The sequence below is a fragment of the Janthinobacterium salmonicoloratum genome (assembly GCF_051380845.1).
In the GTDB taxonomy this organism is placed as follows: domain Bacteria; phylum Pseudomonadota; class Gammaproteobacteria; order Burkholderiales; family Burkholderiaceae_D; genus Janthinobacterium; species Janthinobacterium lividum_F.
Genome location: NZ_JBNYXV010000001.1, coordinates 957007 through 982695, shown reverse-complemented (window position 1 = coordinate 982695; position 25689 = coordinate 957007). Strand labels below are relative to the sequence as shown.

Below are 25689 nucleotides of genomic sequence, written 5' to 3'. Positions count from 1 at the left end.
ACGGCTTGCCTAGCATGGCGAGCCGTTTTGCATGTTGCTGTATATCAAGGAATTATTGTTTGGTGACAATCCGAGCATTTTTTTTCGTGATTTTTCTTTATATTCAAGCCAGTACGCTCCAGTTGCATCGAGTATCGGCCAGTCTACGGGAGAAATCATGTTGAAGCAGATGAAGGTGGGAACGCGCTTGCTGGCGGCATTTTTCTGTGTCGCGCTGATGGGGGCCATCGTGGCCGGCATCGGCATCTTCAACATGGGCAAGATCGATACCATGGCGGGGCAGATGTACAACCATGAATTGCTGGGCTTGTCGTACATCAAGGAAGCCAATATCGCCCTGATCAAGGTGGGCCGCGCGCGCAGCAATTTCTTGCTGGCCACGACCGCCGAGGAACGCGCCACGCGCCAGGCCGACATCGCCAAATTCCTCGACATGAATAAAAGTTACCTGACCAAGGCGGAGCCGCTGTTCGTCACGCAAGCCGCCAAGGAATTGTTTGCCCGCTTTGCCGCCGTCGAAGCGGAATATATCGCCACCATGCAGCAGGCGCTGGCGCTGGCCGCGGCCGAGCCGCTGGCCCAGCGCAGCGCGCAACTGATCGATCTGCTCAACAAGACGCGGCAGCATGCCGACGAACTCGACGGTGTGCTGGATAAACTCTCGCAGCAGAAAGAAGAGCGCGCCAAGGCAGCTGCCGAGCAGGCGTCCGGCGTGTACCAGGCCAGCCGCAGCTTCATGATTGCGCTGGTGCTGGGCAGCATGGCGGCCGGCCTGGCGCTGGGGGCGCTGATCACGCGAGGACTGACGCGTCAGCTGGGCGGCGAACCCGCATATGCCGTCAAGATCGCCGGCGCCATCGCCGAGGGCGACCTCACCGTCGATATCCGCACGGCCAGCCATGACAACGCCAGCCTGCTGTTCGCCATGAAAGCCATGCGCGACAAGCTGGTGGGCATTGTCAGCCAGGTACGCTCGGGTACGGACACCATCAACACGGCTTCGGGCGAAATTGCCCAGGGCAACCTGGATTTGTCGTCGCGCACGGAAGAGCAGGCCAGTTCGCTGGAAGAAACGGCGTCGTCGATGGAGCAGCTGACGTCGGCCGTGCGGCAGAATGCGGATAATGCGCGCCAGGCCAATGTGCTGGCTGGCGCCGCCTCCGAGGTGGCCGGCAAGGGTGGCGCCGTGGTGGGGCAGGTGGTGCAGACGATGGAATCGATCAATGCGTCCTCGCGCAAGATCGTCGACATCATCAGCGTCATCGACAGCATCGCCTTCCAGACCAACATTTTGGCCTTGAACGCGGCCGTGGAAGCGGCCAGGGCGGGCGAGGAGGGGCGCGGCTTTGCTGTTGTGGCGTCCGAAGTGCGCAACCTGGCGCAGCGATCAAGCCAGGCCGCGAAGGAAATCAAGACCCTGATCGGCGACTCCGTCGAACAGGTGGAAATCGGCTCCAAGCTCGTGCATGACGCGGGCAAGACGATGGATGAAGTGGTCACCAGCGTGCGCCAGGTCGCCGACATCATGCAGGAAATCACGGCCGCCAGCGCCGAGCAAAGCGCCGGCATCGAGCAAGTCAACCAGGCCGTGCTGCAGATGGACCAGGTGACGCAGCAAAACGCGGCCCTGGTGGAAGAGGCGGCGGCGGCCGCCGAATCGCTGCAAGACCAGGCGCAGACCTTGACGGAACTGGTGGGCGTGTTCCGCCTGCATGCCCAGGCGCAACAGATGGCCGTGTCGCCAGCCAGCAACAACGTCACACCGCTGCGCCGGCCAGCGGTATCTGCCCGGCAGGGCGTGCGGCGCTTGGCCTGAACCTTGCTAGCTCGGGCGCAATCGGCGCGGTGGTGGTAGGCTGTCGCTATTGCGCGTTTACCACTTCAGGGCCTTTTATGCCGTCTCCTCGCTTGCCGTTGTTGAGTTTCTCCCTGCTATTGGTTTCCCTGGCGCCCCTGGCGCAAGCGCAGGAGGGCGATGCCGTCCTGCCTTACCGTCCCTCCGTCGCCAGTCCCGCCCAGCTGCCCGTGCCGGGGCAGCTGGAATTCGAGGCTGGCGGCCTGCTGTCGAAGATGGACGACACGCGCCGCGCCAGCCTGCCGTATACGTTTAAACTGGCGTTCACGCCCGAATGGGGCGTGTTGCTCGAAGGCGAGGGTTTCGTGCGTGCACGCGATGAAACGGGCCGCCGCGAAACGGGCGTGGGTGACACGACGGTCGTGCTCAAGCGTGCCTTTGTACTCGACAGCGCCACGGCGCTGGGTCTGGAACTGGGCTGGAAGTTACCCACGGCCAAGGACAGCATCGGCAGCGGCAAGAGCGATGTGTCGCTGAACGGTATTTTTAGCCGCGACCTGGGCGTCGTGCACATGGACGCCAACCTGAACGCCACGCGCCTGGGGGCATCCGACCCTGGCGCGGGCAGGGTGCAAACGGGTTGGGCGACCTCCTTTTCCACGCCCGTCAGCGACCGCTGGGGCGCCACGGCGGAAGTGTCGGGCACGCGCTTGCGCGGCGCGCCGGCCACGGCCCAGCTGCTGCTGGCCGCCACTTACAGTCCCACGCCACGGCTGGCCATCGATATCGGCCTGGCGCGCGCCTTGACGGCGGCGTCGCCGGACTGGTCGCTGTTCAGCGGCCTGGTCGTGCCTTTGGGCAAACTGTGGTGAGTTTGCCACGGGCACCTTATGTGTCCTTGCGAACAAACAGCCAGGCGCGCAAGGTCTACAATCCAGGCATAACTGATAAAAGGAGTGTCCCCATGAAAACCCTGATTCTTGCCGCCGCCTTGCTGTCGGCGGCTACCGCCGCCGTTGCCCAGGTCGGCGTATCGGTCAGCATCGGCCAGCCGGGCTTTTACGGACGCATCGACGTCGGTGACTATCCTGCGCCGCAATTGATCTATGCCCAGCCTGTCATCGTGCAGCGCCCGCAATACTATTCGGCCCGTCCCATCTATTTGCGCGTGCCGCCCGGTCATGCGAAAAACTGGTCCAAGCACTGCCGCAAGTATAATGCCTGTAACCAAGAGGTATATTTCGTCCAAGATAGTTGGTATAACAACCAATATGTGCCCCGTTATCGCCAGCAGCATGGCGACCATGGCCGTCCCGGTGGACGTCCGCCGCAACAGCATGGCCGTCCCGACTATGGGGACCACGACCGTGATCGCGGCCATTATGACAAGCATGATGACAAGCGCGACAAACATGATGACAAGCGCGACAAGCATGATGACAATCCGGGCAGGGGCCATGGCAACGGTAACGGGCGCAGGGACTAAACAAGCAAGCAGGAGGATCTTTGCATAGTAAAATCGTTATCGTAGGTGGCGGCGCAGGCGGCCTGGAGCTGGCCTGCAAACTCAGCCGTAAGCTCGGCGCCGGCCAGGTGACCCTGGTCGACAGCCGCCTGTACCATATCTGGAAGCCGTCGCTGCATGAAGTGGCGGCCGGCACCCTGGACATTCATCAAGAGGGCCTGTCGTATCAGATGCTGGCGCATGACAATGGTTTTACCTATGTCTATGGCCCTTTGATCGGGCTCGACGCTGCGTCGAACTGCCTCACCGTGGGCGCCATCGCCACGGACAAGAATGAGCAATTGCTGCCGCAACGGCAAATCCATTATGACCAGCTGGTGCTGGCCGTGGGCAGCACCTCGAATTATTTTGGCGTGCCCGGCGCCAAGGAAAACACGATTTCCCTGAATGCCACGGAAGACGCCGAACGTTTCCGTTTGACCTTGTTGAAACTGCTGGCCATGGCCGAGCAACGCCAGGGCGACGCGGGCCATCCCGGCGTCGACATCGTCATCATCGGCGGCGGCGCCACGGGTGTGGAGCTGGCGGCCGAGTTGCGCGAAGCGAGCGGCGTGTATGCGGCGTATGGTTTTCAGAATCTCAACGCCATCAAGGATGTCCGCATCACCCTGCTCGAAGGGGCGCCGCGCATCCTGGCGCCGCTGCCCGAGCGCGTCTCCATCGCCGCCTCGAAACTGCTGCATAAACATGGCATCACCGTGGTGACCGATACGCGCGTCACCACGATCGAAGCCGACAAGGTGACGGTGGCCAGTGGTACCAGCTATGCGGCCGACATCTGCGTGTGGGCCGCCGGCATCCGCGCGCCGGAATTCCTGTCGACCTTGGGGCTGCCGACCAACCGCGCCGGCCAGCTGGAAGTGACGGGCATGCTCAATGTGCAGGGCCATGCGAATATTTTCGCGCTGGGCGATTGCGCCGCCTGCATGGGGCCGGATGACAAGCTGGTGCCGCCGCGCGCCCAGGCTGCCCACCAGCAAGCCGATTACCTGCTGAAAACCTTCCTGCTGCAAGCCAAGGGCAAGCCGCCGCAAACCAAGCCGTACGAATACCTGGACTACGGTTCGCTCGTGTCGTTCGGCCGCACCACCTCGGTCGGCACCCTGATGGGTTCGCTGAAGGGCTTGAGCTGGTTTGTCGAAGGCTTCGTGGCCCGCATGATGTACGTCAGCCTGCATCTGATGCACCACAATGCCGTGCTGGGCAGCGTGCGCACGGCAGTCATGGCCATGGGCCGCTTCCTGATCAAGCGCAGCACGCCGCAGGTCAAGCTGCATTGATCAAGCCGTAGCAAGCGGTTTGCGCCGTATCCAACAAGGGGCCTTGCGGCCCCTTTTTATTTGCTGCGCGCGAGGGGCGCCGCTTCGCAGCGGCCCGGCGTCATGGGGAAGGCGATGGTGGTGAGCTTGCCTTTGATGGTGCCGGTGATGCTGGCATGCAAGATACGCTCGCTGTCGTGGCGGTAGATGATGCGGCTGGGGAAGTCATTGTCCAGGTTGGCGAAGATGAATTCATTCGGCTTGTCCTGGCGCAGCAGATTGAAGATCACGGGTGGCTGGCCTGACGGTTGCACGATGTAGGCCAGCTGGCCCGGGTCGGTGAGGCGGATCTGCACGAATTCAAACGCAGTCGTCTTGCCGCCCTTGACGGTGCGGCTGGTGCCCAGGATGGTGCCGCCGGTGGCCGTGCTCCATTGTTCTCCGGAACCGGGCTCGGCGCCGTCGACGTTCCAGCAGCCGGCCAGCCAGGCCAGCTTGTTCACCGTTTCCGGCGGCGGCACGGTTTTGTCGGCGGCCTGGGCGGTGCCCATGGCCATCAGCGCTGCCAGCAAGGTAGTTGCGAGTCGTTGCATGCCATCTCCTGTCGTTGCGATTTGTTAGCTGTCCCTGGTGCACGCCTGTGGCGCGCCTGCCCAGTGTAGCCGATGCTGGGTTGCACACGGCAAACACTTTATACTCGGGAAAGATGCAGACCTTCACCACCATCATGCCGAGGACAACCATGCACGATACTTCCACGCAGCCGCACGGCGCCGCCAGGCCGGGCCAGTTAGATTATCGCTACATCAGCCTGAAAAGCCTGGAACTGGACCCGGAGCAGCTCGATTTTCACCAGCTGCTGGCCTGCACGGGGGATGCCGAGGAAAGCCTGCGGCAGGTAGTGCGTTTTCGCACGGATGGCTATGGCAAGACCAGCTTCATCGGCAGCCTGCACGCGTTGCCGGCGCCGTTGGCTACCTTTCCCCTGTGGCGCGCCGAGCTTGAGGGTTGGCCCGGCGAGCTGGCGCGCGAGGACTTGCTGGCGCGGGCGAGTGCGCCGCTGGGTCAGCCTGTTGGCGTCTTCCTCGCCTCGCCCGGCTGGCGTATGGCCTTGCCCGACATCTGGCAAAGCCTGCTGGCGCTGGCATGGACGCGGGCGGGCTCTCCTGCCGATGCCGCCCTGGTGGCGCACTTGACGGATGTGTTGCGTGTCGGACATTTTTTGCAAATGTTGGAGGGCAATCGCACCAGCCTGGCCGGGCATGGCGCACGCCGCGACGTGCTCGGAGCACAACTGGTGCTGCCTGAAGGGGTGCTGGTGCCGCCGCGCTGACGAACGCCGGCCGCTGCGGATTATTCTTTTGGCGTAATGCGCGGCAAGACGACGGTCAGGGCCGTGCCGCCTTGCGGATTGCCCGTCAGGCTCAGGCTGCCGCCCAGGTAATGCACGCGCTCGCGCACGGAGCGCAGGCCGTGCTTGCTCATTTCGACGGGTTCGCTGGCCGGCAAGCCAGTGCCGTTATCCTTGACAGTCATCATCAGTGCTTCGTCGTTATCGTCGATGATGATGTCCACTTGCGTGGCATGGGCGTGCGCGGCGATGTTGCTGAGCGCTTCTTCCAGGGTGCGCAGCAGGGCCACGCCCACGTTGCGCGGGCAAATCAGTTCATCTTCGGGCAGGTTGCAGCGCACGGTGATCTTGTGCTGTTCGGCAAATTGCGCGGCCAGTTCACCCAGCGCCACATTCACGCCGAGAAACTCGAGCTTGTCGTTCCACAGCTTCATTTGCATCTGGCGGTTGGTTTCAATCACATTCAGCAGCAATTGCTTCATGGTCGCCGCACGGTCGAGCAAGGCCGCTTCCTGCGGCATTTTTTGCGTCAGCAGCGACAAGTGCATGGTCAGCGCCGTCAGCGAGGAACCGAGGCTGTCGTGCAGCTGGCGCGACAGGGCGCGCCGTTCATTGTCCCAGCTGGTGTTGACATGACCCAGCAACTCGCTGAGATCGGCGGCGCGTTCCGCATCGGCCTGGGCCGTTTCCTTGTTCGGATCTGTTTGTGCGGACATAGCGCCCCGTGAATGGTGAAAGGTGAGGACCAAATTCAAGTTGTGGATCATACATGAGGATTTCATCGCGGGGCGCATGGATGGAAAATTTCTGTCTTTTCGGCAATTTTGATCTCCTTCCATCACTTTTATATTATAGGTAATATTATCGTTTGCGCCAGCAGATGCAGTTCCCTTCGTTACGTACGGCTGCGCACATACCGGGGCGCGGCACGCTGCCATAGTGGGGCTGTGCATTACCCATGCAGCTTGGCGCCACTGCGGCGCGGGGCGCAGCACAGGCCCGCTTACCGAAACGAAAGGATATGCCATGAATATCGATACCATCGTCGACCAGGAATACGCCGACAAAAGCTTCCGCGACATCGTCAATGCGCCCATCAGCGCCCTGCGCGGCGTCAGCGCGAAGGATGCCAAGGCCTTGCAGCAAGCGTTTGGCGTGCACACCGTGCGCGAACTGTCCAACCTCAATTTCGTCAAATGGGCCAGCGCGCTGGCCATTCTGGCCGATGAAGAGGGCATGACTGGCGAAGAACGGGCCAAGGAAGAATTGCTCGATGACGCTGTGGAAATGACTTTCCCTGCCAGCGACCCGATTTCCGTCGATGCCGGCATCACGCGCATCGAAGTGCCGCCGGAAACCGTCAATGCCCAAACGGACCACCAGCATGCAGGCAAGCATCAAGTGACCGCTGGCAAAAAATAAAGCTTTCGGCCGTAAAAAAAACCGGCTGGCCGTGAGGGCTTGCCGGTTTTTTCATGTCCCGCGCATTAAAAAATCAGGCGATCAAGGGGATGCTGCTTTTCTGCATGTTCACTTGCGATGCGATCACCTCGTGGGGCGAGCAGCAAAAGCGGTTTTTGCCGGCGCGCTTGGCTTCATACAGGGCCGTGTCGGCCGCGCCCAGCAGGGATTCGACGGTACTGGCGTCGTCCGGGTAGATGGCGATGCCGATACTGGTCGACAGGCGCAGGGTCAGGTCGTTGATGAAATACGGTTCGGAAATGACTTCGATCAGCTTGGCGGCCGGTTCGCGCGCGTCACCCTTGCCGGCAAGGTTGCCCAGCACGATGACGAATTCGTCGCCGCCGATGCGCGCCACCGTGTCTTCCTTGCGCGATGCGCCCACCAGGCGGGTCGCCACCATTTTCAGGATGTCATCGCCATAGCCGTGGCCGTAACTGTCGTTGATGGCCTTGAAGCCATCCAGGTCCAGGTACAGGATGGCCGACTTGCCGCGGCTGCGGGCCGATTGCAGCAGGGTGTGCTCGATGCGGTCTTCCAGCAGGCGCCGGTTTGGCAAGCCCGTCAGCGGATCGTGCAGCGCCAGTTCCTGTTGCTGCTTGCTGTATTGCGCCAGTTCCTTGTACAGCAGGCGCACTTCCAGCATATTGTGAATGCGCTTGTGCACTTCCATCAGGTCGAAGGGCTTGCTGATGAAGTCGCGCGCGCCCGCTTCCAGGGCGGCGATCTTGAAGCTTGGCTGTGCCGTCAGGGCCAGCACGGGCAGGTAGCCGCCATGCTCGATTTCCTTCAAGCCTTTCATGACCTGGAAACCATTGAGTTCCGGCATTTGCAGATCCAGCAAGATCAGGTCGTAGCAATGCTCACGGTGCAGGGGACAGACCTGCGCCGGACGCATGGTGGCCGTGACATTGGTGTAGCCGGCATCGCGCAGAATTTCCAGCATCAGGTCGACATTGTCGGGTGAGTCGTCAACGACCAAAATTTTGGCTTTCAAAATCTCATCTTGGCTGGGCATGTAGGGTCTCGGTTATACGGTCTATGCAACGCTGGCTTCTACCGCAGCCAAAGCTGACGGTGCGGCTGACGGCGGTCGGAAAGATAGTAGCGCCTTGCAACAAGATAGGGCGCACAACAGCGCTTGAACTCGCTTCTGCCGTTCCAGCCGGCCACGGCCGTCGTCGTCAGCCTGCCGTACAGGTGCGCTTCTGCATTTCAGTGTAGCAAACTTCAGCTTAGTTGCTTGTAGGACAGTGCCGCGTCTGAAAGTAGGAAGGCTAACCCATGAAAATAGTCATTTTGTACTGCACTATGTATTTCTTTGCATCATCTTTTTAGGGCGGTGTTTTGCTGTCCGGTTCAGGATGCGGGGCGTTTACGCGCGGCGCGGCCAGTTGCGCCACGGCCACCACCAGTTCAGCTGGGTCGAGCGGTTTCGAGAGCCAGGCCTGGAAGCCGTTGTCGAGTGCCCGCTGGCGATCCTGCGGTTGCGCAAACGCCGTCAGCGCCAGCGCGGGCAGCCGGGCCACATCAGGGGATGCGTGCGCACGAACTTGCGCCAGCAAGTCGAAACCGTCAGCGTCGGGCATGCCGATGTCACTGACCAGCACATCCGGATGCACCTGATCCAATAGTTGCAGCGCTTGCGCCACGCTGCCGGCGCCGTGCACTTCGGCGTGGTTGTCGCGCAGGATGCGTGCCGTCAGTTCGCGCGCATCGGCCTCGTCATCGACCAGCAGCACCGTGACGCCGCGCAAGTCATGGCTGGCGGACGGGGCGCTGTCCGCCAGGCGCGCGGCAGCGGCCGGCGTCCCAAAGGGCAGGCGCACGGTAAAGCTGGCGCCCTGCATGTCGCCGGCGCTGCTGGCCGTGACGGTGCCGCCATGCTGTTCCACCAGATGCTTGACGATCGCCAGTCCCAGCCCCAGGCCGCCATGCCGGCGCGTGGTGGAGGCATCGGCCTGGCGGAAGCGGTCGAACACGTGAGGCAGGAAGTCTTTCTTGATGCCGACGCCGTTGTCGGACACCGTGATGGCCAGGCGGCTTGCCTCGCGGCGCACGCCGATCTCGACGCGGCCCCCTTGTGGCGTGAACTTCAGGGCATTCGACAGCAGGTTCCAGATCACTTGCTGGATACGGCTGGGATCGCCCGTGATGCTGCCCGCATCGCTGGCGATGTTGCTGTGGATGGTGATGTGCTTGGCCTCGGCCGCGGGGCGCAGGGTTTCGATGGCCGAGGCGATGATGCTGGCGGGCACGATGGTTTGCAGGTCGAGCAGCACCTTGTCGGAGGTGATGCGGCTCATGTCGAGCAAGTCTTCGATCAGCTGTGCCTGCGCGCGCGCATTGCGTTCGATGCTTTGCAAGCCGCGGTGCAGGTCGGCCTGGTCACGCGTGCCGCTCCGCAGCACCTGGGCCCAGCCCAGGATGGCCGAAAGCGGCGTGCGCAATTCGTGCGACAGGGTGGCAAGAAAATCATCTTTCAGCTGGTTCGTGCGCTCGGCCTCGGCGCGCGCTTCGCGTTCGCTGTCGAGCAGCACCTTGCGCTCTTCGGCGGCGCGCGTGGCGGCCGCGTACAGGCGCGTATTGTCGAGCGCGACGGCGGCCTGGGCCGCGATGGCCGAGACGATGCGTTCGCTACGCGCGCTGAACATGCCCGCCTGCGGATGGCCCAGCAGCAAGCGCCCCAGCAACAGGCCCGAGCGCGAGCTGACGGGCAGGCTCAGGCAGCTACGCAGCTGCGGTGCGCCGTCGGCGCTGGCCTCGGGCGCGGCCAGCAAGTCGTTCTGGCGCATGGCCGGTCCCTGGCGCAGTTCCGTGGCAATGGCCTCGGCCTGGCGCAGGCTGATGCCGTTGACGGCGCGCGCCGCGGGCAGAGGGGCGGCGCTGTCGTAGATCTCGCCCGCATCGTCATAATAAAAGGCGCCGAAGCGCGCGCCGCTGATGCGCGTGGCCGCATCGACAGTTTCCTGCAGCAGGGCCGGCAAGTCCAGGGTGCCAGCCAGGGCCGCCCCCGTATTGTTGAGCAACTCGAGCACGCGCGTCTCATCGCGCAAGGCTTCCTGTGCGCGCTTGACCTGATCGACGTCGGTGCTCGTGCCAAACCAGCGCAGCAGCTGGCCGCCCCGGTCGCGCACCGGATTGGCGCGCGTCAGGAACCAGCGGTACTGGCCGTCGGCGCCGCGGATGGGGAATTCCATTTCGAAGGGCGTGCCATCGCGCAGGGCAGCCTTCCAGGCTTGCAGCATGGGGGCCAGGTGCTGCGCGTGATAGGCGATGCTCCAGCCGTCGCCCGCCATCTGTTCGGCGCTGGTGCCCGTATAGTCGTGCCAGCGCTGGTTGTACCAGGCAATGGTGCCGTCGAAGCTGGCGATCCAGGCCAGTTGCGGGAAGGAATTGGCCAGCGCGCGCAAGTCCTCTTCGCTGTGGCGCAAGTTTTCCTCGGCCGCCTTGCGCTGGCTGATATCCTGAATATAAGTGGTCAAGCCGTCGCTGGAAGGGAAGATACGCACTTCCAGCCAGCGCCCCAGCGGCGGATACAGCAGTTCGAAACTGCAGCTGTGCTGCTGCGCCATGGCGCGCCGGTATTGCACTTCCAGCTCCGTGCCCTGCAAGGCGGGACAGGCTTGCCACAAATTGTGGCCTGCCAGGCTGGCGCCAGGCGGACGCTGCGGTGCGAGCATGTCGGCGCCGCGCGTATTGATATAACGGATGCGCCAGTCGCAGTCGAGCAGGCAGAAACCATCGGTGATGCTCTCTAGCAAGTTGGCCAGGCGCTCGTCGGATAGGCTCAGCGGCGCTGATGGGGGAAGCAGATCTTGCTTGCGGTCATGCTTGGCCATCGGAAATCCTGCAACAGTGAGTCTGCCGTCCGGGCTCTTGCCCCGCCGGGCCGCCGCCGCTAAGCTCAGTTAATGGGTCATGAAGGGAACTGCCCTCCGTCATGCATCAGGGGAGGCACAAGCGCCCTTGTCTGGCTGGTATTGTAGCTCCAAGCGGCGCGCCGCCACCGCACGCTTGCGCGCCACTTGCAGATAGCACTGGACAGGCTGGAATGCAGTCCCTATAATCCCGCTTCTTTCGAGACAGCAACTTCTCGATTCGCTGGATGCCCCTGTGAAAGCAGAAGTATTCATCGATAAAAAGGCGTCAGCTTTTTAGCAGTGAAAAGATAGCGGATCATGCGGGGCGGTATTCTGCAAAATCAGCTAAGCGATTGAAAAATCGAACTTTTCAAAGCGAAATGAATACGCTATAATGTTTGCCTGCGCGGCTGTAGCTCAGCTGGATAGAGTACTTGGCTACGAACCAAGGGGTCGTGGGTTCAATTCCTGCCAGCCGCACCAGAATACTGAAAATCAGACTTTGCCTGGTTTTGTTGTAACAAGTTTGACCTCCATGTTGTTGATGGAATGTTGTAGAAGTTTTGCGGCTGTAGCTCAGCTGGATAGAGTACTTGGCTACGAACCAAGGGGTCGTGGGTTCAATTCCTGCCAGCCGCACCAGTATTGCCGGAACGGAGTTCGCTTCGTTTTGATGAAAGTTTCAAGCTTCGTGCCGTCCGGCGAAGTGTGTCAGAGTTTGCGGCTGTAGCTCAGCTGGATAGAGTACTTGGCTACGAACCAAGGGGTCGTGGGTTCAATTCCTGCCAGCCGCACCAATATCAGCAGTAGTGAAAAAACCCGGAAAGTTCGCTTTCCGGGTTTTTTTTCGTCCTTACGGTGGGCAGGCAGCGCTCATGCTGGCGGCCTGGGCAATTGTGAAATATCCGCACTGCGCCCTTTGCCATTCTGCAAAGCCCTGCTATAATCTTGTCTTAGGCGGCTGTAGCTCAGCTGGATAGAGTACTTGGCTACGAACCAAGGGGTCGTGGGTTCAATTCCTGCCAGCCGCACCAGAATATTGGGGGTCAGATTGTAAAATCTGATCCCCTTTTTCGTTTCCGAATGGTTTTACGCTGCGCCTGTGGCGCCGCGCCGGTATTGCTGGCGAAACGCGCGCGGCGTGACTTGCCTGGCGGCGCGGAACTGGCGGTTGAAATGCGCCAGGTTGCGGTAGCCCGCCTCTTGTGCGATGACGGCGATGGCGAGATTGCTTTCGATCAGCTGTTGGCAGGCGCGGCCAATGCGCAGCCGCGCCAGGTACTCGCCCGGCGTGCAATGCGCGTGGCGCTTGAAACAGCGGTGGAAGGCGCCCAGCGACAGGGATGCCTGTTGTGCCAACGTCTGCAGTGCAATCTCTTCCCGGAAATGCGCGTGCATGAAATCGAATACGACCTTCATGCGCTGTTGCTGCGCATCGGCATGCATCGGCGCCAGCGCTTCCGAGGCCAGCGGCTGCGCACCGCCATCGCCAGCCAGGTCCAGCAGCACGTCGAGCAACAGCGGCAGGCGCTGTGGCACGGGCAGCGCATTCAATTGCAGCAGTTTAGATGCGCTGCGCGCGCTCGTTGCCGGTGAAAAATGCAGGGCAGGGCCGGCGCGGCGCGCCAGTTGCCGCAAGCTGTGCAATTCTGGAAAACAGGCCGCCAGCTGCTCCACCCACTCGAGCGAAAACCACACGACGACGGCCAGTATGGCTTGCGTGTCGTCGATGCGCTCGCTGGCCGACCAGGTATGCGGCAAGTTTGGTCCCAGCAGCACCAGGTCGCCCGGTTCGAAGTCACCCAGGTGGTCGCCGATGTAGCGTTGTCCCCGCGCATTGACCGTCAGGGTCAGCTCGAATTGCGGGTGGTAATGCCAGAGGAAGGGAATGGCATCGAGTTCGCGCCACAGCAAGCCCCAGGAGTGGCCCGTCGGGATCGTGACTTGTTCGAATAAAGGCGTCATTGTGACGTTTTTAGGTAGTAGATGGTCAGGATAGTATCAGTATTGGTTGTTCCGCACGCATTTCCTCCTAATCTTCCATCGCACAATCTGTCTCACACCAACACAGGAGACAGCGATGCAAAACCGATATCAGTACGGCGAAGACCGTCCCGGCAACCCGTCCGTGGCCTACGCGGAACAGACCCAGTTGCGCGACATCCAGAAACAGCTGCCGCTGCGCGTGCTGTCCGACAGCGATTTTTTGCACTGGCAAACCTACGGTTACGTCATCGTCAAGGATGCGGTGTCTGCCGAACAGGTGCGCCGCACAACAGATTTTCTGTGGGAATTTCAGGGACTCGACCAGCACGACCCTGCCACCTGGAACCGGGACCAGTTGCGCGACCACGCGATGAAGGAACTCAACGGTTCCGGCATGGTCGAGGCCTATCATAACCAGACCCTGTGGGATAACCGCCAGACGCAGCGCGTGTACGACGCTTTTGTCGATATCTGGGACCGCGCAGACTTGTGGGTGACCATCGACCGCGCCAACCTGAACACGCCGAATAATGGCAAGCGCAAGTTTGGCGGCTTCATCCACTGGGATGCGGACACCACGCTCGACCCGCTGCCAGTCAACGTGCAGGGTGTGCTGGCACTGTCCGACACCTCACCCGAGAGCGGCGGTTTTCAGTGCTATCCAGAGCTGTTTAACAACTTGCTGGCATGGCGCAAGACGGTGCCGCTTGATCGCAACCCGTGGCAGCCGGACCTGGCGACGGTGCCGTACCCGATGGAATTCATCGCCATGAAGAAAGGGGAGTTGTTGATCTTTAACAGCCTGCTGGCGCACGGCATCCGCCCGAACACGTCCACGGACCAGGTGCGCCTGGCGCAATACATATCCTTTACGCCCGCGCAGGAAAACAATGCCAGCCTGCGCGACTGGCGCGTGCAAAGCTGGCGCGAGCGCAGCGCGCCGCAAGGCTATGCGTTTCCCGGCGACCCCGAGGAAAAGGAAAAGCTGCGCTATCCGCAAGCGCGTTTGACTGCGCTGGGCGAGAAGATCCTCGGCGCGCGCGACTGGTAAGCCACGCCCTGTCCGTCAGTCTTGCCTGCCGGATAGACAATTGCCGGTAAATGCACGATCATGGTTCGACTTGCCATCGACCGAGGAAACGCATGAGTATCATCACCTGCATCGAAGACTTGCGCGTGCTGGCCCAGAAACGGGTACCGCGCATGTTTTACGACTACGCCGATTCCGGTTCCTGGACGGAATCGACGTACCGCGCCAACAGCAGCGATTTCGCCAGGATCAAGTTCCGCCAGCGCGTGGCCGTCAACCTGGAAAACCGCAGCCTGGCCTCGACCATGGTGGGCCAGCACGTGTCGATGCCGGTGGCCCTGTCACCCACGGGCTTGACGGGCATGCAGCATGCGGATGGCGAAATACTCGCGGCCCGGGCCGCCGAGAAGTTCGGCGTGCCGTTCACCCTGTCGACCATGAGCATCTGCTCGATCGAAGACGTGGCGGCGAACACGACAAAACCGTTCTGGTTCCAGCTGTATGTGATGAAGGACCGCGAATTCATCAACCGCCTGATCGACCGCGCCAAGGCGGCGAAATGCGGCGCGCTGGTATTGACCCTGGACTTGCAGGTGCTGGGCCAGCGCCACAAGGACTTGCGCAACGGCCTGTCGGCACCACCGAAACTGACGATTCCCAACATCATCAATATGGCCACCAAGCCGCGCTGGGTGGCGGGCATGCTGGGCACGAAACGGCGCGGCTTCGGCAACATCGTCGGCCACGCCACGTCCGTCTCCGACATGTCGTCGTTGTCTGCCTGGACGCAGCAGCAGTTTGACCTGAGCCTGTCGTGGGCGGACGTGGAATGGATCAAGCAGCGCTGGGGCGGCAAACTCATCATCAAGGGCATCATGGACCCGGAAGACGCGCGCCTGGCCGTCAACAGCGGCGCCGATGCACTGATCGTCTCGAACCACGGCGGGCGCCAGCTCGATGGCGCGCAATCGTCGATCGAAGCCTTGCCCGCGATCGTCGACGCCGTCGGTAGCCAGATCGAAGTGCACATGGACGGCGGCATCCGCTCGGGCCAGGACGTGCTCAAGGCCGTGGCCCTGGGCGCGAAAGGCGTGTACATCGGCCGCCCATTTTTATATGGCCTGGGTGCCATGGGCGGGCCGGGCGTCACCAAATGCCTGGACATCATCCGCAATGAACTTGATTTGACGATGGCGTTTTGCGGCTTGCGCGACCTGCAGCATGTAGATAAAAAAATCCTGCTGCCGGGAACGTTTTAAGCTTCTATCCGCACAATATCAAAACCTTCCGACGCCTGGGGCGGCACGAAGTGGCGCGTGATGGCGTCAAAATCAGCATCGCTGGTGGAGAACGGGTGCAGCCCGCTGGCATTGCGCTGGCGCAAGCGCGCCTTGCATTCGTCATCTGGCACGTCGAGGTAATGCAGCACGTGCGGCGTGCCCGCCTGCTGGAACAGTTCGCGCATCCAGGCGCGGCTGGCCGGTGTATTTGCGGGAAAATCGAGCACGACGGACACGCCCGCCTGCAGCATCTGCAGGCACAAAGGGGCGATGGCCGCGCGCAGCCGCACCGCGCACGCCGCGTAGTCGGCCAGGCTGGCGATCTGGCCCGGATACAGCTGCGCCAGCAAGCTGTCTTCGCTGATGCGCACGGTGTGGGGTGCGCTGGCCAGCCGGGCCGTCAGGGTGGATTTGCCCGAAGCAATCTTGCCGCACACGAGGTGCAGGGTGGGGGAACTGTTGGTGCTGGAAGTAGGGGACATGGTCGCTCGCTAAAAAGAAATACAGCCTGCGAGACGTCTTGATCAGTTGCTGCAAATCAAAGCCGCCTCCCGGGCGGCTTTGGCAATCACTGTCCTGCTAAGCCACCATCGGTCGAATGGCGGCAATAATCGATGGCAGGGGAGGAAATGGCGATTGCATGGCGCAACGATGCCATGGAATGGCTGGCGCTGTCAATTGCGGATACGCGTCCATGGCTCGCGGAATGTGGCCGCATCGAGCGGCCGCGCATGCGGGTCGTCGGGCTGGAACAGGCCGCCGATCAGCATATCCTGGATGGCGCCCGTGAAACCACCGTACGCGGCGCGACCCCACTGGCGGCGCGTATGGGCGAAGACGACAGCACCTTGCTGCGCGGCCAGTTGCGCCAACGATTGCCGCAAGGTGGCGGCCGCTTCCGGGCCCATGTCCGTGGCGATGGCGCACACCAGGCGCTGGCTGAATTGCAGGGGCTTGCCTGCCCGTCCCAGCAGCGATTCATTGGCCAGGGCGAGGAACAACTCGGGCGCCTGGTCGTCCTTTTCGCAGGTCGTCCACGATGGCGCCCACGCTTCCAGGCTCATGAAGCGGGCTTCGCGTGTTTCCGGCGTGTGCGTCCACTTTGCGTGCGATTTGTCGTCCCAGCCCAGTCGGCCAAAGGGAATCGACTTGCCATTGGGATTGTATTGATGGCTGCGCACGCCGGCCTTGCCCCTCGCGCTAGCCTGCGCCACGAGCCCATCGAGGCTGGCGGCAAACGGCGCCCATTGCGTCGCATCCCACAGCGGCGGCGCATCGGGCGCGGCCAGCAGCAGGAATACCTCGTAATCACGTGAAAAAAACGCCATGCAGATTCCTTGGTATCGGGATGGAAAATCTTGTCGCAATATTATAGTTGTAGTTGCGACATGGCGACGCGCTGGCTGGGGCGTAGCAGGTAGACGCCGTACAGGCACAAGGGCAACACGGCCAGCAGGGCGATATACGGCAGGATCGATGCGCCGTCTTCGGCCGGGTTCGGCAAGGTGGCTGTCACCAGCGCGTAGTCCCACAGTCCATGCACGAGCACCATGGGCCAGATGGAGCGGGTGCGCAGGCGAATCGCGGCATAGCCGACGCCCTGCAGGGTGGCGGCTACTGCTTGCCACAAGGCGCCGCTGACGTCGCCCGTGGCCAGGCCGTTGGCGGTATGGGCCAGGCCGAATAGCGCCGATGACATCAAGACGGCCGGCCAGACGGCGTAGCGATCCAGCATGCCTTGCAGCAAGATGGCGCGGAACATCAATTCTTCCGAGACGGCCACCAGCGCCGCATTGCAAGCCACGATCAGCAGCACACGGGGCTGCGGCCAGCCCCCGGCCCAGGCCAGCAACAGCATCAGCAGCGCATACAGCAGCGGTGGCCAGACCAGCCACGTGGATTTCCATGGCTGCGGCGCGCACAGGCCCGCCGCGCGGCGTTGGTCGGACGCCAGCAGCAGCGCCAGCGCGAACAGTGCTGCCAGTGCCCACGACAGGCCGATACGGCCGGTGACGGCGGCGCCCGGCAAGGCGTAGCCGGCGGATTCCAACCAGCGGCCGCCCAGGCTCAAGCCCAGCCAGACGGCCAGTGCGCCGACGGCGAGCGGCATGGTAAGGTGGATTTTAGGGATGGACATGGTGGGCTTCGGGGTTGGCTGCGTGGGCTACTGCGTACATAAGCGGATCATGAAGTTGCATCAATGATATGGCGAAAAATATTGCCATAGTACATTAAAAGCATCGTCACAAAATTGCCACATCGTTATAGTTGCATGGAATAATAAGCATTCGTCCGTTTGCCGCCAGACTGGAGCGCCATGACTTACAGCAAGACCATCACCACTGAACGATTGATTCTGCGCAAGCCGCAACCATCGGATGAGGCGGCGCAATTCGCCATGCATTCCGACCCCGAAGTGATGCGCTATTTCAGCGAACCACCGTGGACCGATGCCAGCCGCGCCGCGCGCCAGATTGCCGAGGACATCGCCGCTTTCGAGAAAGAGGAATTTTTCCGCTTCGCCGTCGAGCTGAAGGCGACGGGCGAATACCTGGGCAGCTGCAGCCTGTTTTCCGAGCACCGCCAGAACCGCCGCGCCGAGATCGGCTACGCGCTGGGCCGTCCGTACTGGGGCAACGGTTATATGCACGAAGCGCTGTCGGCGCTGATCGAGTACGCGTTTGTCGAGCGCGACCTGAACCGCCTGGAAGCCGATATCGACCCGCTCAACGCCGGTTCGGCCAGCGCCCTGGAACGCCAGGGTTTCAATAAGGAAGGTTTTCTGCCTGAACGCTGGATCGTGGCCGGCCACGTCAGCGACTCGGCCCTGTACGGCTTGCTGCGACGCGAGTGGGAAGCGCGGCGCAGGGGCGCGGCGTGAGCGGACAAGCTATCGACGCGTTCCAGCAATCGCTAGGCCGCAACCTGCCGACGTACTATCTGAGTTTTCTCCAGGATGGGCAGGAAGGCATCCGCGGCGAGCAGGTCCTGCTGTATGGCGCGGACAGTTTGATGGAACGCAATGTCACCAATGACACCGCGCTGGCCTGTCCCGGCTATATCACCATTGGCGACGACAGCGGCGGGCGCGCCGTCATGCTGGCGCTCGATGGCGCTGAGCGCGCTGTCTACCTGGTGGGCCATGGCTCGATGCAGCGCGAGGATTTCGAACTGGCCGCCGACGATTTCGTGTCCTGGCTGGCCGCCGATTGCCCGCTGGACTGAGGAGGATGCAAGGCAATGAAAGTTGTTGATCTACCCGGCTCAGACCATCCGCTGGTGACTTTGCGCCACCTGGAGCGCGCTGACGCGCCCGCCTGGTATGCGTACCTGGCCGACCCCGCCGTTGTGGAACACACGAGCTGGAACTTGCGTTGCATCGACGATCTGCAGGCCAATTTCGATGACTACGCATCGGCCGAGCCGTCTTCGCCGATACGGCTGGCCGTGGTGCTGCGCGAGGGTGGCCAGCTGGTCGGCACGATCGGCTTCAATGCCATTTCCCCGCAACACCGCACGGCGGAAATCGCCTACGACCTGGCGCCCGCTGTCTGGGGGCAGGGCGTGGCCACGTCCCTCGCCGCGTCGGTCGTGGACTGGGGCTTCCGGCACCTTGGCTTCCTGCGCATCCAGGCGACTGTGCTGGAAAGCAATGAACGTTCGATCCACGTGCTCGAACGCTGCGCTTTCGAGCGGGAAGGCTATCTGCGCTGCTACCGGCAAATTCGCGGAAGATCCGGCAATTTCTGGCTATACGCACGCATTGCCGGCGTGCGATGAGCAAGCTAACCTTGAGTATCCTGCTGGTGGAAGACCACCTGGCCATCGCGCGCCAGGTGCTCGACTTTCTCGAAGGCTTGCGCTGGCAGACCGACCATGCGGGCACGGGCGCGCTGGCTGTGCAATTGGCCACGCGCAATAGCTATGACGTGGTGTTGCTGGACCTGAACTTGCCCGACATGGATGGCTTGCAAGTGTGCCGCGCCATCAAGACGGCCGCGCCCAGCAATGTACCGATTTTGATGCTGACGGCGCGCGACGCGTACGAAGACAAGGCACGCGGCTTTCGCGATGGCGCCGACGATTACCTGACCAAGCCGTTCGACTTGCGCGAAGTGGCCTTGCGCTGCGAAGCGCTGGCGCGCCGGCAGCAACTGCACGTGCACCAGGAAATGCGCGTGGGCCCCTTCACCTTGCAGACGCGCGCAGGGCGGGCCCTGGTCGGCGACGTGGCGCTGCCATTGACGCAGACGGGTTTTAAAATATTGCTGCTGCTGTGCCGCGAACATCCGCACGCCGTCTCGCGCTCGGCCCTGTTGCAGCAGCTGTGGGGCAGCCAGCCGCCCGACAGCGACGCCCTTAAATCGCACATCTATGCGCTGCGCAAGCAACTGGAATTGGCTGGCGCGGCAGGCGTGCTGGTGACCATACCGCAGCTGGGCTACCGCCTTGCGCTAGACGCTGCGGCGCCCCCATGAGCAAGTCGATCCGCCGCCGCCTGTTCGTCGCCCTGGCCGGTTTCACCGTCCTGCTGTGCCTGTGTTACACGGGCCTGGCGCTGGTGATCGCCTACGTGACGGAAGACATGCTGGTGCAGCGCCTGCTCGAGCGCGAAGCTGCGGCAGTCAGCATGCGCTGGCAGCAGCACGGCAAGCTTACGCCCTCTGGCAGCGACCTCATCACGGTTTATGGCAGCTACCTTGACTTGCCTCAAGGGGTGCGTGCGCAAGTGCCGCCGTCCGCGCCACGCGGGGAAGTGTTTACCACCACGGGCCAGCACTATCACGTGCTGGCGCTCGATGTCGTTGCCGGCGGCAAGCCGGCCCGCTGCTATCTGCTGGCCGACGTGGCGCCAGTGCTGGTGGTCTCGCGCCTGGCGCGGGAAGTGGGCAGTGTCGTGGCTGGCGTGGCGCTGGCGCTGATCGCCCTGGCCTTGCTGCTGGCGTACTGGCTGGCGCGGCGCCTCGTGCTGCCCTTGCAGCGCCTGGCCCGGGAAGCGCGCCAGCTGGCGCCTGGCAGCGCCGTCCATTTCAGCGAGCGCGATCGCCCCGACGAAATCGGTTTCCTGGCGCGCCGTCTGGAAACCACCTTTGCCGAACTGCAGGCGGTGTTGCAGCGCGAACAGGCCTTCGCCCGCGACGTCAGCCACGAACTGCGCACGCCGCTGACCTTGATGCACAACACCCTGGCGCTGGCCGATGCGCACCCGCTGGGAGGGCAGGAGCAGGCGCAGCTGCAGCAATCCACGGACGAGATGCGCGCCACCATCGACGTGCTGTTCGCGCTGGCACGGGCCGAGCAACTGCCCGGCCAGGTGGTGGAGTTGCGCGGCTGTATCGAGCAATGCCTGCTGCGCCTGCTTGACGAGCATCCCTGGGATGCCAGCCTGCTGACTCTGGACTTGCCTGAGCGGCTGGAGGTGCTCGGCAATGGGCCACTGACGATGTTGCTCATCAATAATTGCCTGGCGAATGCCCTGTTCCATGGCGGCCCCGACTGCCGCATCAACATTACGTTTGCGCAAGGTTGCCTGAGCATCGACAATACCGTGCAGCCTGGACAGCCAACACGCGTCCAGGGCTTCGCGCACGGCCAGAACCTGCTGCTGCGCCTGGCACAAGCCATGCACTGGGACATTGTTTTCCGCCCGGGCACGACGCAGTACCGTGTCGCGATCTTTCCGGCCCAGGCGCAATAAAGGCAGCGGATTTCACCGCGATTTCACCTCGCTCTGCTTATGCTGGCTGCTCTTTTATTGTGAAGGGAAGCCCATGAAATTCGCCATCAGCCTGTTGATCATGTCCTGCCTGTGTACGCCCGTGCTGGCCCAGGTGCAATCACTGCAGCACAAGGAGGAAAAACGCCGCTACATCGTCTACACGCCCACCGCCTACGACAAAGCGCAGCAGCAGGCGTTCCCCGTCGTCTTCAATTTCCATGGCGGCGGCATGAGCATGGCGGAACAAATGCTGTACACGCAGATGAACAAGACGGCCGAGCGGCACCAGTTCATCGTTGTCTATCCACAAGGCATCAAGCAGGACTGGAACGTGGGTTTCGGCATGGATTACCTGGCGGGCACGGACGACGTCGGTTTTACGCAAGCCATGTTGAGTAAACTCAAGCAGGATTACCGCATCGATGAAAAACGCGTGTATGCCACGGGCCTGTCGCGAGGCGGTTTCTTTGCCCTGCGCCTGGCGGCCGAGTTGCCACAGCAGTTCGCTGCCGTCGCCTCGGTGGGCGCGCCCATGCCGGAACCGGTGCGGCAGCATCACCAGAAGATGGACAAGGTCGGCATGCTGTTGATACAGGGTACGGCTGACAAGGTGGTGCTGTTTGAAGGCAAGGCCGCCAGCTATCTGTCGGCTGAACACACGTTCGGCTACTGGCGCAGGCACAACGGTATCGAAGGCGCCATGCCCCAGCCGCGCCTGATGCCTGGACCTGCTGGTGACGCCACGCAGGTCAGCTGGCTGGAGCAGGGGAGTGGTGCTGGCGGCGCCAGCGTGGCCTTGATCACCGTCAAGGAAGGCGGTCACACGTGGCCCGGCGCCGACGCCTTCAATATCGGCCTGCCCATCGGCAAGACCACGCGCGCCATCGATGCGAATGAAGTCATCTGGGAATTTTTCAGCCGCCATCGGCGCTGACGCCATGCTAGGATGGCGGCCATCGCTGTAGTGCTATGCGGCAAATGAGGGGAGCATGGTGGCAATGTCAGAAGCAGGTATCGCGGCCATGGCCGAGGCGATCTTCGCCAAGCCCGGCGCGGCCGTGGCGCAAGTCTATTCGGAGCCGGAACAGGAAACGCTGCATTTTCGCTCGCCTGCCGAGCTGTGCGCGTATGCGGCCATGCTGGAAGCCGAAGGCGCCAGCGAGGTGCTGCTGGCCGTCCATTACCCGGACATGGGCGGGCAGTTTGCCCCGCGCCGTATCGCCCTCGACCCGGCCCAGTGCGCTGGCCTCACTTACCGCCATGTGTGCGAAGGCTGGGGCGTCATCCGCGTGTATCTGCGCCTGTCCAGCGGCAAGGGCCTGGACTCGAATGTGGGCGCCAATTCGCAGACGCGCGCGGAAAAATGGCAGCGCCATTACCCCGAATTCGGCCCGACCGATGCCTGGCACTGGGATGCCGTGGGCCGCCATGAACGCCGGCTGATCCGCGTGCTGAAGAAGATTGCCGCGCAGGAGGGCGTGGCATGACGGACGCGATGCCCATCCACCCCGTCGCCATTTTTTGCCGCTCGCTGACGCAGCTTTCCGCCATGCTCGACAAGACGGGCGCCGCGCCGCAGCTGCTGGCGGCGCGTTTGCACCCGGACATGCTGCCGTTCACCCAGCAAGTGCGCGCGGCCGTGAGCTTTTCCCTGCGCGGCTGCTGTCCGCTGGCGGGGCTGGCAGTGGTCGATTTCAGCGCCGCCGCCAGCCTGCAGGAACAGATTGCGCAGACCATGCGCTACCTCATGGCCATCCCCGCGGAGCGTTTTGACGGGCCGCTTGACCGCATCTGCCGCGACCGTGCCGGCTTTGCCGATATCGCGCTGCCGGCCGACGCCTATTTGAATTTGTATATTTTGCCGAATTTCTATTTTCACTTCAGCATGGCGTATGCGATCGCGCGCAGCGGCGGCGCGACCATCGGCAAGGGTGATTTCGACGGCTATCATGCTTATGCGCCGGGTTTTTCATTCGAGACGCCAGCCGCGCCATAATTCCTACAAGCCCGCGTCTTTCCACGAAGCCAGTCCCAGCCGCTTCAACAGCCGGCCCGACAGCCCGCAACTCCAGCAACTCATCTGGATTTGCCGCTGCCGCGCCGGTACTGCCGCATGCCAGGCTTGCTCGGCGTAGTCGAGCAAGGCCTCGCTGAGCGGGGAGGCGTCGGCTGTCGCCGGCAAGCGTGTCATCAGCTCAAACACGCCGTGCGGTGTTTCCTTGATCTGCAGCAAGCCGGCCAGCAGTGCGCGCAGTACGGCACCGTCGATGGAAGCGCTCGCTTGCGTGTAGCGCTGCTGCCAAGATAGATCGCGCGCCTGCCACAGAGCCAGCAGCGGGGCCACGTCGGCCGTCCGCAGTTGCCCGACCAGCTCGGCCGCATCGAGAAACAGGTCGAGGCGGTCGTATTCATCGTCGTCGCTGCACAGCAGTTCATCGAGTTCGTTTAACAGGCTCATGCCACCACGTTCGTCGGCGCACCGCGTTCGAACGCTTCCACGTTGCCGATCAAGATGTCGGCCAGCTTTTGCATGGCTTCTCCGCTGGCCCAGGCCGTGTGAGGCGTGAGGATGAAGTTGGGCAGGCGTAAGTTCAACAGCGGGTTGTCGGGCAGCGGTGGTTCCTTGGATAACACGTCGAAGCCGGCGCCGGCGATCACGCCGTTCGTCAATGCTGTGGCCAGGGCCGCTTCATCGACGAGGCCGCCCCGCGCCGTGTTGATCAGCAGGGACGTCGGCCGCATGCGCGCCAGCTCTGCCGCTCCGATGATGTTGCGCGTCTTGTCCGTCAGGGGCAAGTGCAGGCTCAGCACGTCGGAAGTGGCCAGCAATTCGTCGAAGGTCACTTGCGTCACGCCCTCGTCATCGATGGGCGAACGGTTGTGCACGATGACTTGCATGCCGAAGGCGCGTCCCAGCTGGGCCACGGACTTGCCCAGTGCGCCATAGCCGAGCAGACCCAGGCGGCTACCGGCCAGGTCACGGATCGGGTGGCCGAACAGGCAGAAGCGCTCCGATGCCTGCCACAGTCCCGCTTCCACATCCGCGCGATAGGCGACCAGTTGGCGGCGCAGGGCCAGCATCAGGGCCAAGGTATGCTCGGGTACGGTGGCGCGCGCGTAGTCGCGGATATTCGCCACGACGATGCCCCGTTCGCGGCAGGCGGCCAGGTCGAGGATGTCCGTGCCGGTGGCGGCCACGGCGATCATTTTCAGGTCCGGTAGCTGCGCCAGCTCGGCCGCGCGCAGCGGCACTTTGTTCGTGATGGCGATCGTGGCGCCTTGCAGGCGGGACACCGTCTGCTCGCTGCCCCTGGTGTGCGCATACTCTTCCCAGCTGTGGGCGAAGGCGGGCGGGCGCACGGTGGCGATCAGGCTGTCGCGGTCCAGAAAAACGATGCGGTGCGGCGATATGCTTGCTGTGGTCATGGCTGGGCCTAAGTCTGGGTGGCGCGCGCGCTGGGAAGGCTGCTCTTGCCCTTCAGTTGCGTGGCCGGGTGGTTGGTAAACATGTCGGCGACCCATTCGACAAACACGCGCACCTTGGCGGACAAATGGCGGTTGGGCGGATAGATCACGTGGATGGGCAGCGGGTCGGATTCCCATTCGCCGAGCAATTCCACCATTTTGCCCTGTTCTAGCAGCGGCGCAAGCATGAAATGCGTCATTTGCACGATGCCCAGGCCCGCCAGGCCGGCCGCCGTGTAGGCGTTCGAGTCGTTCAGGGCGATATGGCTGGGCATGGCGATCTGGATACGCTCGCCTGCGCGCGTGAAATCCCATTCGAAGGTCTTGCCCGTCTTGGCGGAGAAAAAATTCACGCCCCGGTGCCGGGGCAGGTCGTCCGGGTGCAGCGGCGTGCCGTGGTGCGCCAGGTAGCCGGGCGAGGCGCACGTCATGAAGTGCAGCACGCCGACCCGGCGCGCGATCAGGTTCAGGTCGCCCAATTCTCCGCCGCGCACGGCGCAGTCGACACCTTCCTCGATCAGGTCGACGGGACGGTCGCTGCAGCCCAGTTCCAGCGAGATGTCCGGGTAGCGGGCAAAAAAATCGGGCAGGGCGGGGATGATCAGTTCGCTGGCCAGGGCTGTGGGCGCATCCACGCGCAGCCGCCCGCTGGGGCTCAAGCGGGTGCGCGACAGCGATTCCTCGGCCTCGCGCACGTCGGACAGGATGCGCACGCAGCGTTCGTAATAGGCGGCGCCATCAGAGGTGATGCTGACATGGCGAGTTGTGCGGTTGAGCAATTTAACCGACAGGCTCGCTTCCAGCGACTGGATCAGGGTCGATACGGTGGCTTTCGGCAACTGCATGTTTTCCGCCGCGCGCGTGAAGCCGCCCGCATCGACGACTTGGATGAAAACTTCCATGGCTTGCAGCTTGTTCACTTGATTTCCTATCACTTTATGCCAGATTATTCAGA

27 protein-coding genes and 4 tRNA genes are annotated in these 25689 nt (G+C 62.6%); 20 read left to right on the top strand and 11 right to left on the bottom strand.

Annotated elements, in window-relative coordinates:
• Positions 1-157 precede the first annotated feature (157 nt).
• The 4 genes from ACQ4WY_RS04565 (at position 158) to ACQ4WY_RS04550 (ending at position 4600) form a co-directional block, all read left to right on the top strand.
• Positions 158-1816, top strand: a complete 1659-nt coding sequence (locus ACQ4WY_RS04565; protein ID WP_436503011.1) for a methyl-accepting chemotaxis protein — start codon at positions 158-160, stop codon at positions 1814-1816.
• A gap of 77 nt (positions 1817-1893) precedes the next feature.
• Positions 1894-2667: a transporter gene (locus ACQ4WY_RS04560; RefSeq protein WP_436503010.1), complete on the top strand. Its 774-nt coding sequence runs from the start codon at positions 1894-1896 to the stop codon at positions 2665-2667.
• A 92-nt stretch (positions 2668-2759) separates the two neighbouring features.
• Positions 2760-3281 (top strand): hypothetical protein, encoded by a 522-nt coding sequence (locus tag ACQ4WY_RS04555; protein ID WP_436503009.1) that lies wholly within the window; start codon positions 2760-2762, stop codon positions 3279-3281.
• A gap of 20 nt (positions 3282-3301) precedes the next feature.
• Positions 3302-4600 carry an NAD(P)/FAD-dependent oxidoreductase gene (locus tag ACQ4WY_RS04550; RefSeq protein WP_436503008.1) on the top strand — a complete coding sequence of 433 codons (1299 nt, stop codon included), beginning with the start codon at positions 3302-3304 and terminating at the stop codon, positions 4598-4600.
• Positions 4601-4656: 56 nt separating this feature from the next.
• Here the strand turns inward: ACQ4WY_RS04550 and ACQ4WY_RS04545 are convergent, their stop codons facing one another.
• A complete protein-coding gene (locus tag ACQ4WY_RS04545) occupies positions 4657-5172 on the bottom strand; it encodes a DUF6265 family protein (RefSeq protein ID WP_436503007.1) in 516 nt (171 codons plus the stop codon).
• A gap of 149 nt (positions 5173-5321) precedes the next feature.
• Between ACQ4WY_RS04545 and ACQ4WY_RS04540 the strand changes: the two genes are divergently transcribed.
• Entirely contained in the window at positions 5322-5912 is a 591-nt protein-coding gene (locus ACQ4WY_RS04540; protein ID WP_436503006.1) for a hypothetical protein, read from the top strand.
• 20 nt (positions 5913-5932) lie between these two features.
• Here the strand turns inward: ACQ4WY_RS04540 and ACQ4WY_RS04535 are convergent, their stop codons facing one another.
• Positions 5933-6646 carry a sensor histidine kinase gene (locus tag ACQ4WY_RS04535; protein ID WP_353656474.1) on the bottom strand — a complete coding sequence of 238 codons (714 nt, stop codon included), beginning with the start codon at positions 6644-6646 and terminating at the stop codon, positions 5933-5935.
• A 310-nt stretch (positions 6647-6956) separates the two neighbouring features.
• Between ACQ4WY_RS04535 and ACQ4WY_RS04530 the strand changes: the two genes are divergently transcribed.
• Entirely contained in the window at positions 6957-7352 is a 396-nt protein-coding gene (locus tag ACQ4WY_RS04530; RefSeq protein WP_353656475.1) for a hypothetical protein, read from the top strand.
• Positions 7353-7425: 73 nt separating this feature from the next.
• Here ACQ4WY_RS04530 and ACQ4WY_RS04525 read toward each other — a convergent pair whose 3' ends face one another.
• Both ACQ4WY_RS04525 and ACQ4WY_RS04520 read right to left on the bottom strand, forming a co-directional pair.
• Positions 7426-8409 (bottom strand): response regulator, encoded by a 984-nt coding sequence (locus ACQ4WY_RS04525; protein ID WP_436503005.1) that lies wholly within the window; start codon positions 8407-8409, stop codon positions 7426-7428.
• Positions 8410-8725: 316 nt separating this feature from the next.
• On the bottom strand, positions 8726-11233 hold the full coding sequence (locus tag ACQ4WY_RS04520) for an ATP-binding protein (protein WP_436503004.1): 2508 nt from the start codon (positions 11231-11233) through the stop codon (positions 8726-8728).
• A 427-nt stretch (positions 11234-11660) separates the two neighbouring features.
• Between ACQ4WY_RS04520 and ACQ4WY_RS04515 the strand changes: the two genes are divergently transcribed.
• The 4 genes from ACQ4WY_RS04515 to ACQ4WY_RS04500 all read left to right on the top strand — a co-directional run bounded on the left by ACQ4WY_RS04515 (position 11661) and on the right by ACQ4WY_RS04500 (position 12288).
• Positions 11661-11737: transfer RNA gene (locus ACQ4WY_RS04515), tRNA-Arg, on the top strand.
• Positions 11738-11819: 82 nt separating this feature from the next.
• Positions 11820-11896, top strand: a tRNA-Arg gene (locus ACQ4WY_RS04510).
• A 78-nt stretch (positions 11897-11974) separates the two neighbouring features.
• A tRNA-Arg gene (locus ACQ4WY_RS04505) sits at positions 11975-12051 on the top strand.
• 160 nt (positions 12052-12211) lie between these two features.
• Positions 12212-12288 (top strand) — tRNA-Arg (locus tag ACQ4WY_RS04500).
• 55 nt (positions 12289-12343) lie between these two features.
• On the opposite strand, the gene ACQ4WY_RS04495 is transcribed toward ACQ4WY_RS04500, so the two are convergent.
• Positions 12344-13219: a helix-turn-helix domain-containing protein gene (locus tag ACQ4WY_RS04495; RefSeq protein ID WP_436503003.1), complete on the bottom strand. Its 876-nt coding sequence runs from the start codon at positions 13217-13219 to the stop codon at positions 12344-12346.
• A 115-nt stretch (positions 13220-13334) separates the two neighbouring features.
• Between ACQ4WY_RS04495 and ACQ4WY_RS04490 the strand changes: the two genes are divergently transcribed.
• Both ACQ4WY_RS04490 and ACQ4WY_RS04485 read left to right on the top strand, forming a co-directional pair.
• Entirely contained in the window at positions 13335-14291 is a 957-nt protein-coding gene (locus tag ACQ4WY_RS04490; RefSeq protein ID WP_436503002.1) for a phytanoyl-CoA dioxygenase family protein, read from the top strand.
• A gap of 92 nt (positions 14292-14383) precedes the next feature.
• Positions 14384-15529 (top strand): alpha-hydroxy acid oxidase, encoded by a 1146-nt coding sequence (locus tag ACQ4WY_RS04485; protein ID WP_436503001.1) that lies wholly within the window; start codon positions 14384-14386, stop codon positions 15527-15529.
• On the opposite strand, the gene ACQ4WY_RS04480 is transcribed toward ACQ4WY_RS04485, so the two are convergent.
• The 3 genes from ACQ4WY_RS04480 to ACQ4WY_RS04470 form a co-directional block, all read right to left on the bottom strand.
• Positions 15526-16032: a P-loop nucleotide/nucleoside kinase family protein gene (locus tag ACQ4WY_RS04480; protein WP_436503000.1), complete on the bottom strand. Its 507-nt coding sequence runs from the start codon at positions 16030-16032 to the stop codon at positions 15526-15528. The genes ACQ4WY_RS04485 and ACQ4WY_RS04480 overlap by 4 nt on opposite strands.
• Positions 16033-16224: 192 nt before the next feature.
• Positions 16225-16878, bottom strand: a complete 654-nt coding sequence (locus ACQ4WY_RS04475; protein ID WP_436502999.1) for a hypothetical protein — start codon at positions 16876-16878, stop codon at positions 16225-16227.
• A gap of 41 nt (positions 16879-16919) precedes the next feature.
• Entirely contained in the window at positions 16920-17687 is a 768-nt protein-coding gene (locus ACQ4WY_RS04470; protein WP_436502998.1) for a CPBP family intramembrane glutamic endopeptidase, read from the bottom strand.
• Between the two features lie 180 nt (positions 17688-17867).
• Here ACQ4WY_RS04470 and ACQ4WY_RS04465 point away from each other — a divergent pair, with 180 nt between their 5' ends.
• From ACQ4WY_RS04465 to ACQ4WY_RS04430, 8 genes are all read left to right on the top strand, one after another.
• Positions 17868-18431: a GNAT family N-acetyltransferase gene (locus ACQ4WY_RS04465; protein WP_436502997.1), complete on the top strand. Its 564-nt coding sequence runs from the start codon at positions 17868-17870 to the stop codon at positions 18429-18431.
• Positions 18428-18775, top strand: a complete 348-nt coding sequence (locus ACQ4WY_RS04460) for an SMI1/KNR4 family protein (RefSeq protein WP_436502996.1) — start codon at positions 18428-18430, stop codon at positions 18773-18775. The genes ACQ4WY_RS04465 and ACQ4WY_RS04460 overlap by 4 nt, the downstream gene beginning before the upstream one ends.
• A 15-nt stretch (positions 18776-18790) precedes the next feature.
• On the top strand, positions 18791-19330 hold the full coding sequence (locus ACQ4WY_RS04455; RefSeq protein WP_436502995.1) for a GNAT family N-acetyltransferase: 540 nt from the start codon (positions 18791-18793) through the stop codon (positions 19328-19330).
• Positions 19327-20028 carry a response regulator transcription factor gene (locus ACQ4WY_RS04450; protein ID WP_436502994.1) on the top strand — a complete coding sequence of 234 codons (702 nt, stop codon included), beginning with the start codon at positions 19327-19329 and terminating at the stop codon, positions 20026-20028. The genes ACQ4WY_RS04455 and ACQ4WY_RS04450 overlap by 4 nt, the downstream gene beginning before the upstream one ends.
• Entirely contained in the window at positions 20025-21248 is a 1224-nt protein-coding gene (locus ACQ4WY_RS04445; protein WP_436502993.1) for a sensor histidine kinase, read from the top strand. Before ACQ4WY_RS04450 ends, ACQ4WY_RS04445 begins: the two co-directional genes overlap by 4 nt.
• A gap of 73 nt (positions 21249-21321) precedes the next feature.
• Positions 21322-22203, top strand: coding sequence for a CE1 family esterase (locus ACQ4WY_RS04440; protein ID WP_436502992.1), 882 nt, complete (start codon positions 21322-21324; stop codon positions 22201-22203).
• Positions 22204-22258: 55 nt separating this feature from the next.
• Positions 22259-22756: a hypothetical protein gene (locus ACQ4WY_RS04435; protein WP_436502991.1), complete on the top strand. Its 498-nt coding sequence runs from the start codon at positions 22259-22261 to the stop codon at positions 22754-22756.
• A complete protein-coding gene (locus ACQ4WY_RS04430) occupies positions 22753-23265 on the top strand; it encodes a DUF1993 family protein (protein ID WP_436502990.1) in 513 nt (170 codons plus the stop codon). The genes ACQ4WY_RS04435 and ACQ4WY_RS04430 overlap by 4 nt, the downstream gene beginning before the upstream one ends.
• A gap of 3 nt (positions 23266-23268) precedes the next feature.
• Here the strand turns inward: ACQ4WY_RS04430 and ACQ4WY_RS04425 are convergent, their stop codons facing one another.
• From ACQ4WY_RS04425 to ACQ4WY_RS04415, 3 genes are read right to left on the bottom strand one after another with little or no spacing between them, the layout of a single operon-like run.
• A complete protein-coding gene (locus ACQ4WY_RS04425) occupies positions 23269-23727 on the bottom strand; it encodes a hypothetical protein (protein ID WP_436502989.1) in 459 nt (152 codons plus the stop codon).
• Positions 23724-24695, bottom strand: coding sequence for a D-2-hydroxyacid dehydrogenase (locus tag ACQ4WY_RS04420; protein ID WP_436502988.1), 972 nt, complete (start codon positions 24693-24695; stop codon positions 23724-23726). The genes ACQ4WY_RS04425 and ACQ4WY_RS04420 overlap by 4 nt, the downstream gene beginning before the upstream one ends.
• Before the next feature lie 8 nt (positions 24696-24703).
• Positions 24704-25654, bottom strand: coding sequence for a LysR family transcriptional regulator (locus ACQ4WY_RS04415; RefSeq protein WP_436502987.1), 951 nt, complete (start codon positions 25652-25654; stop codon positions 24704-24706).
• Between the last annotated feature and the right edge of the window lie 35 nt (positions 25655-25689).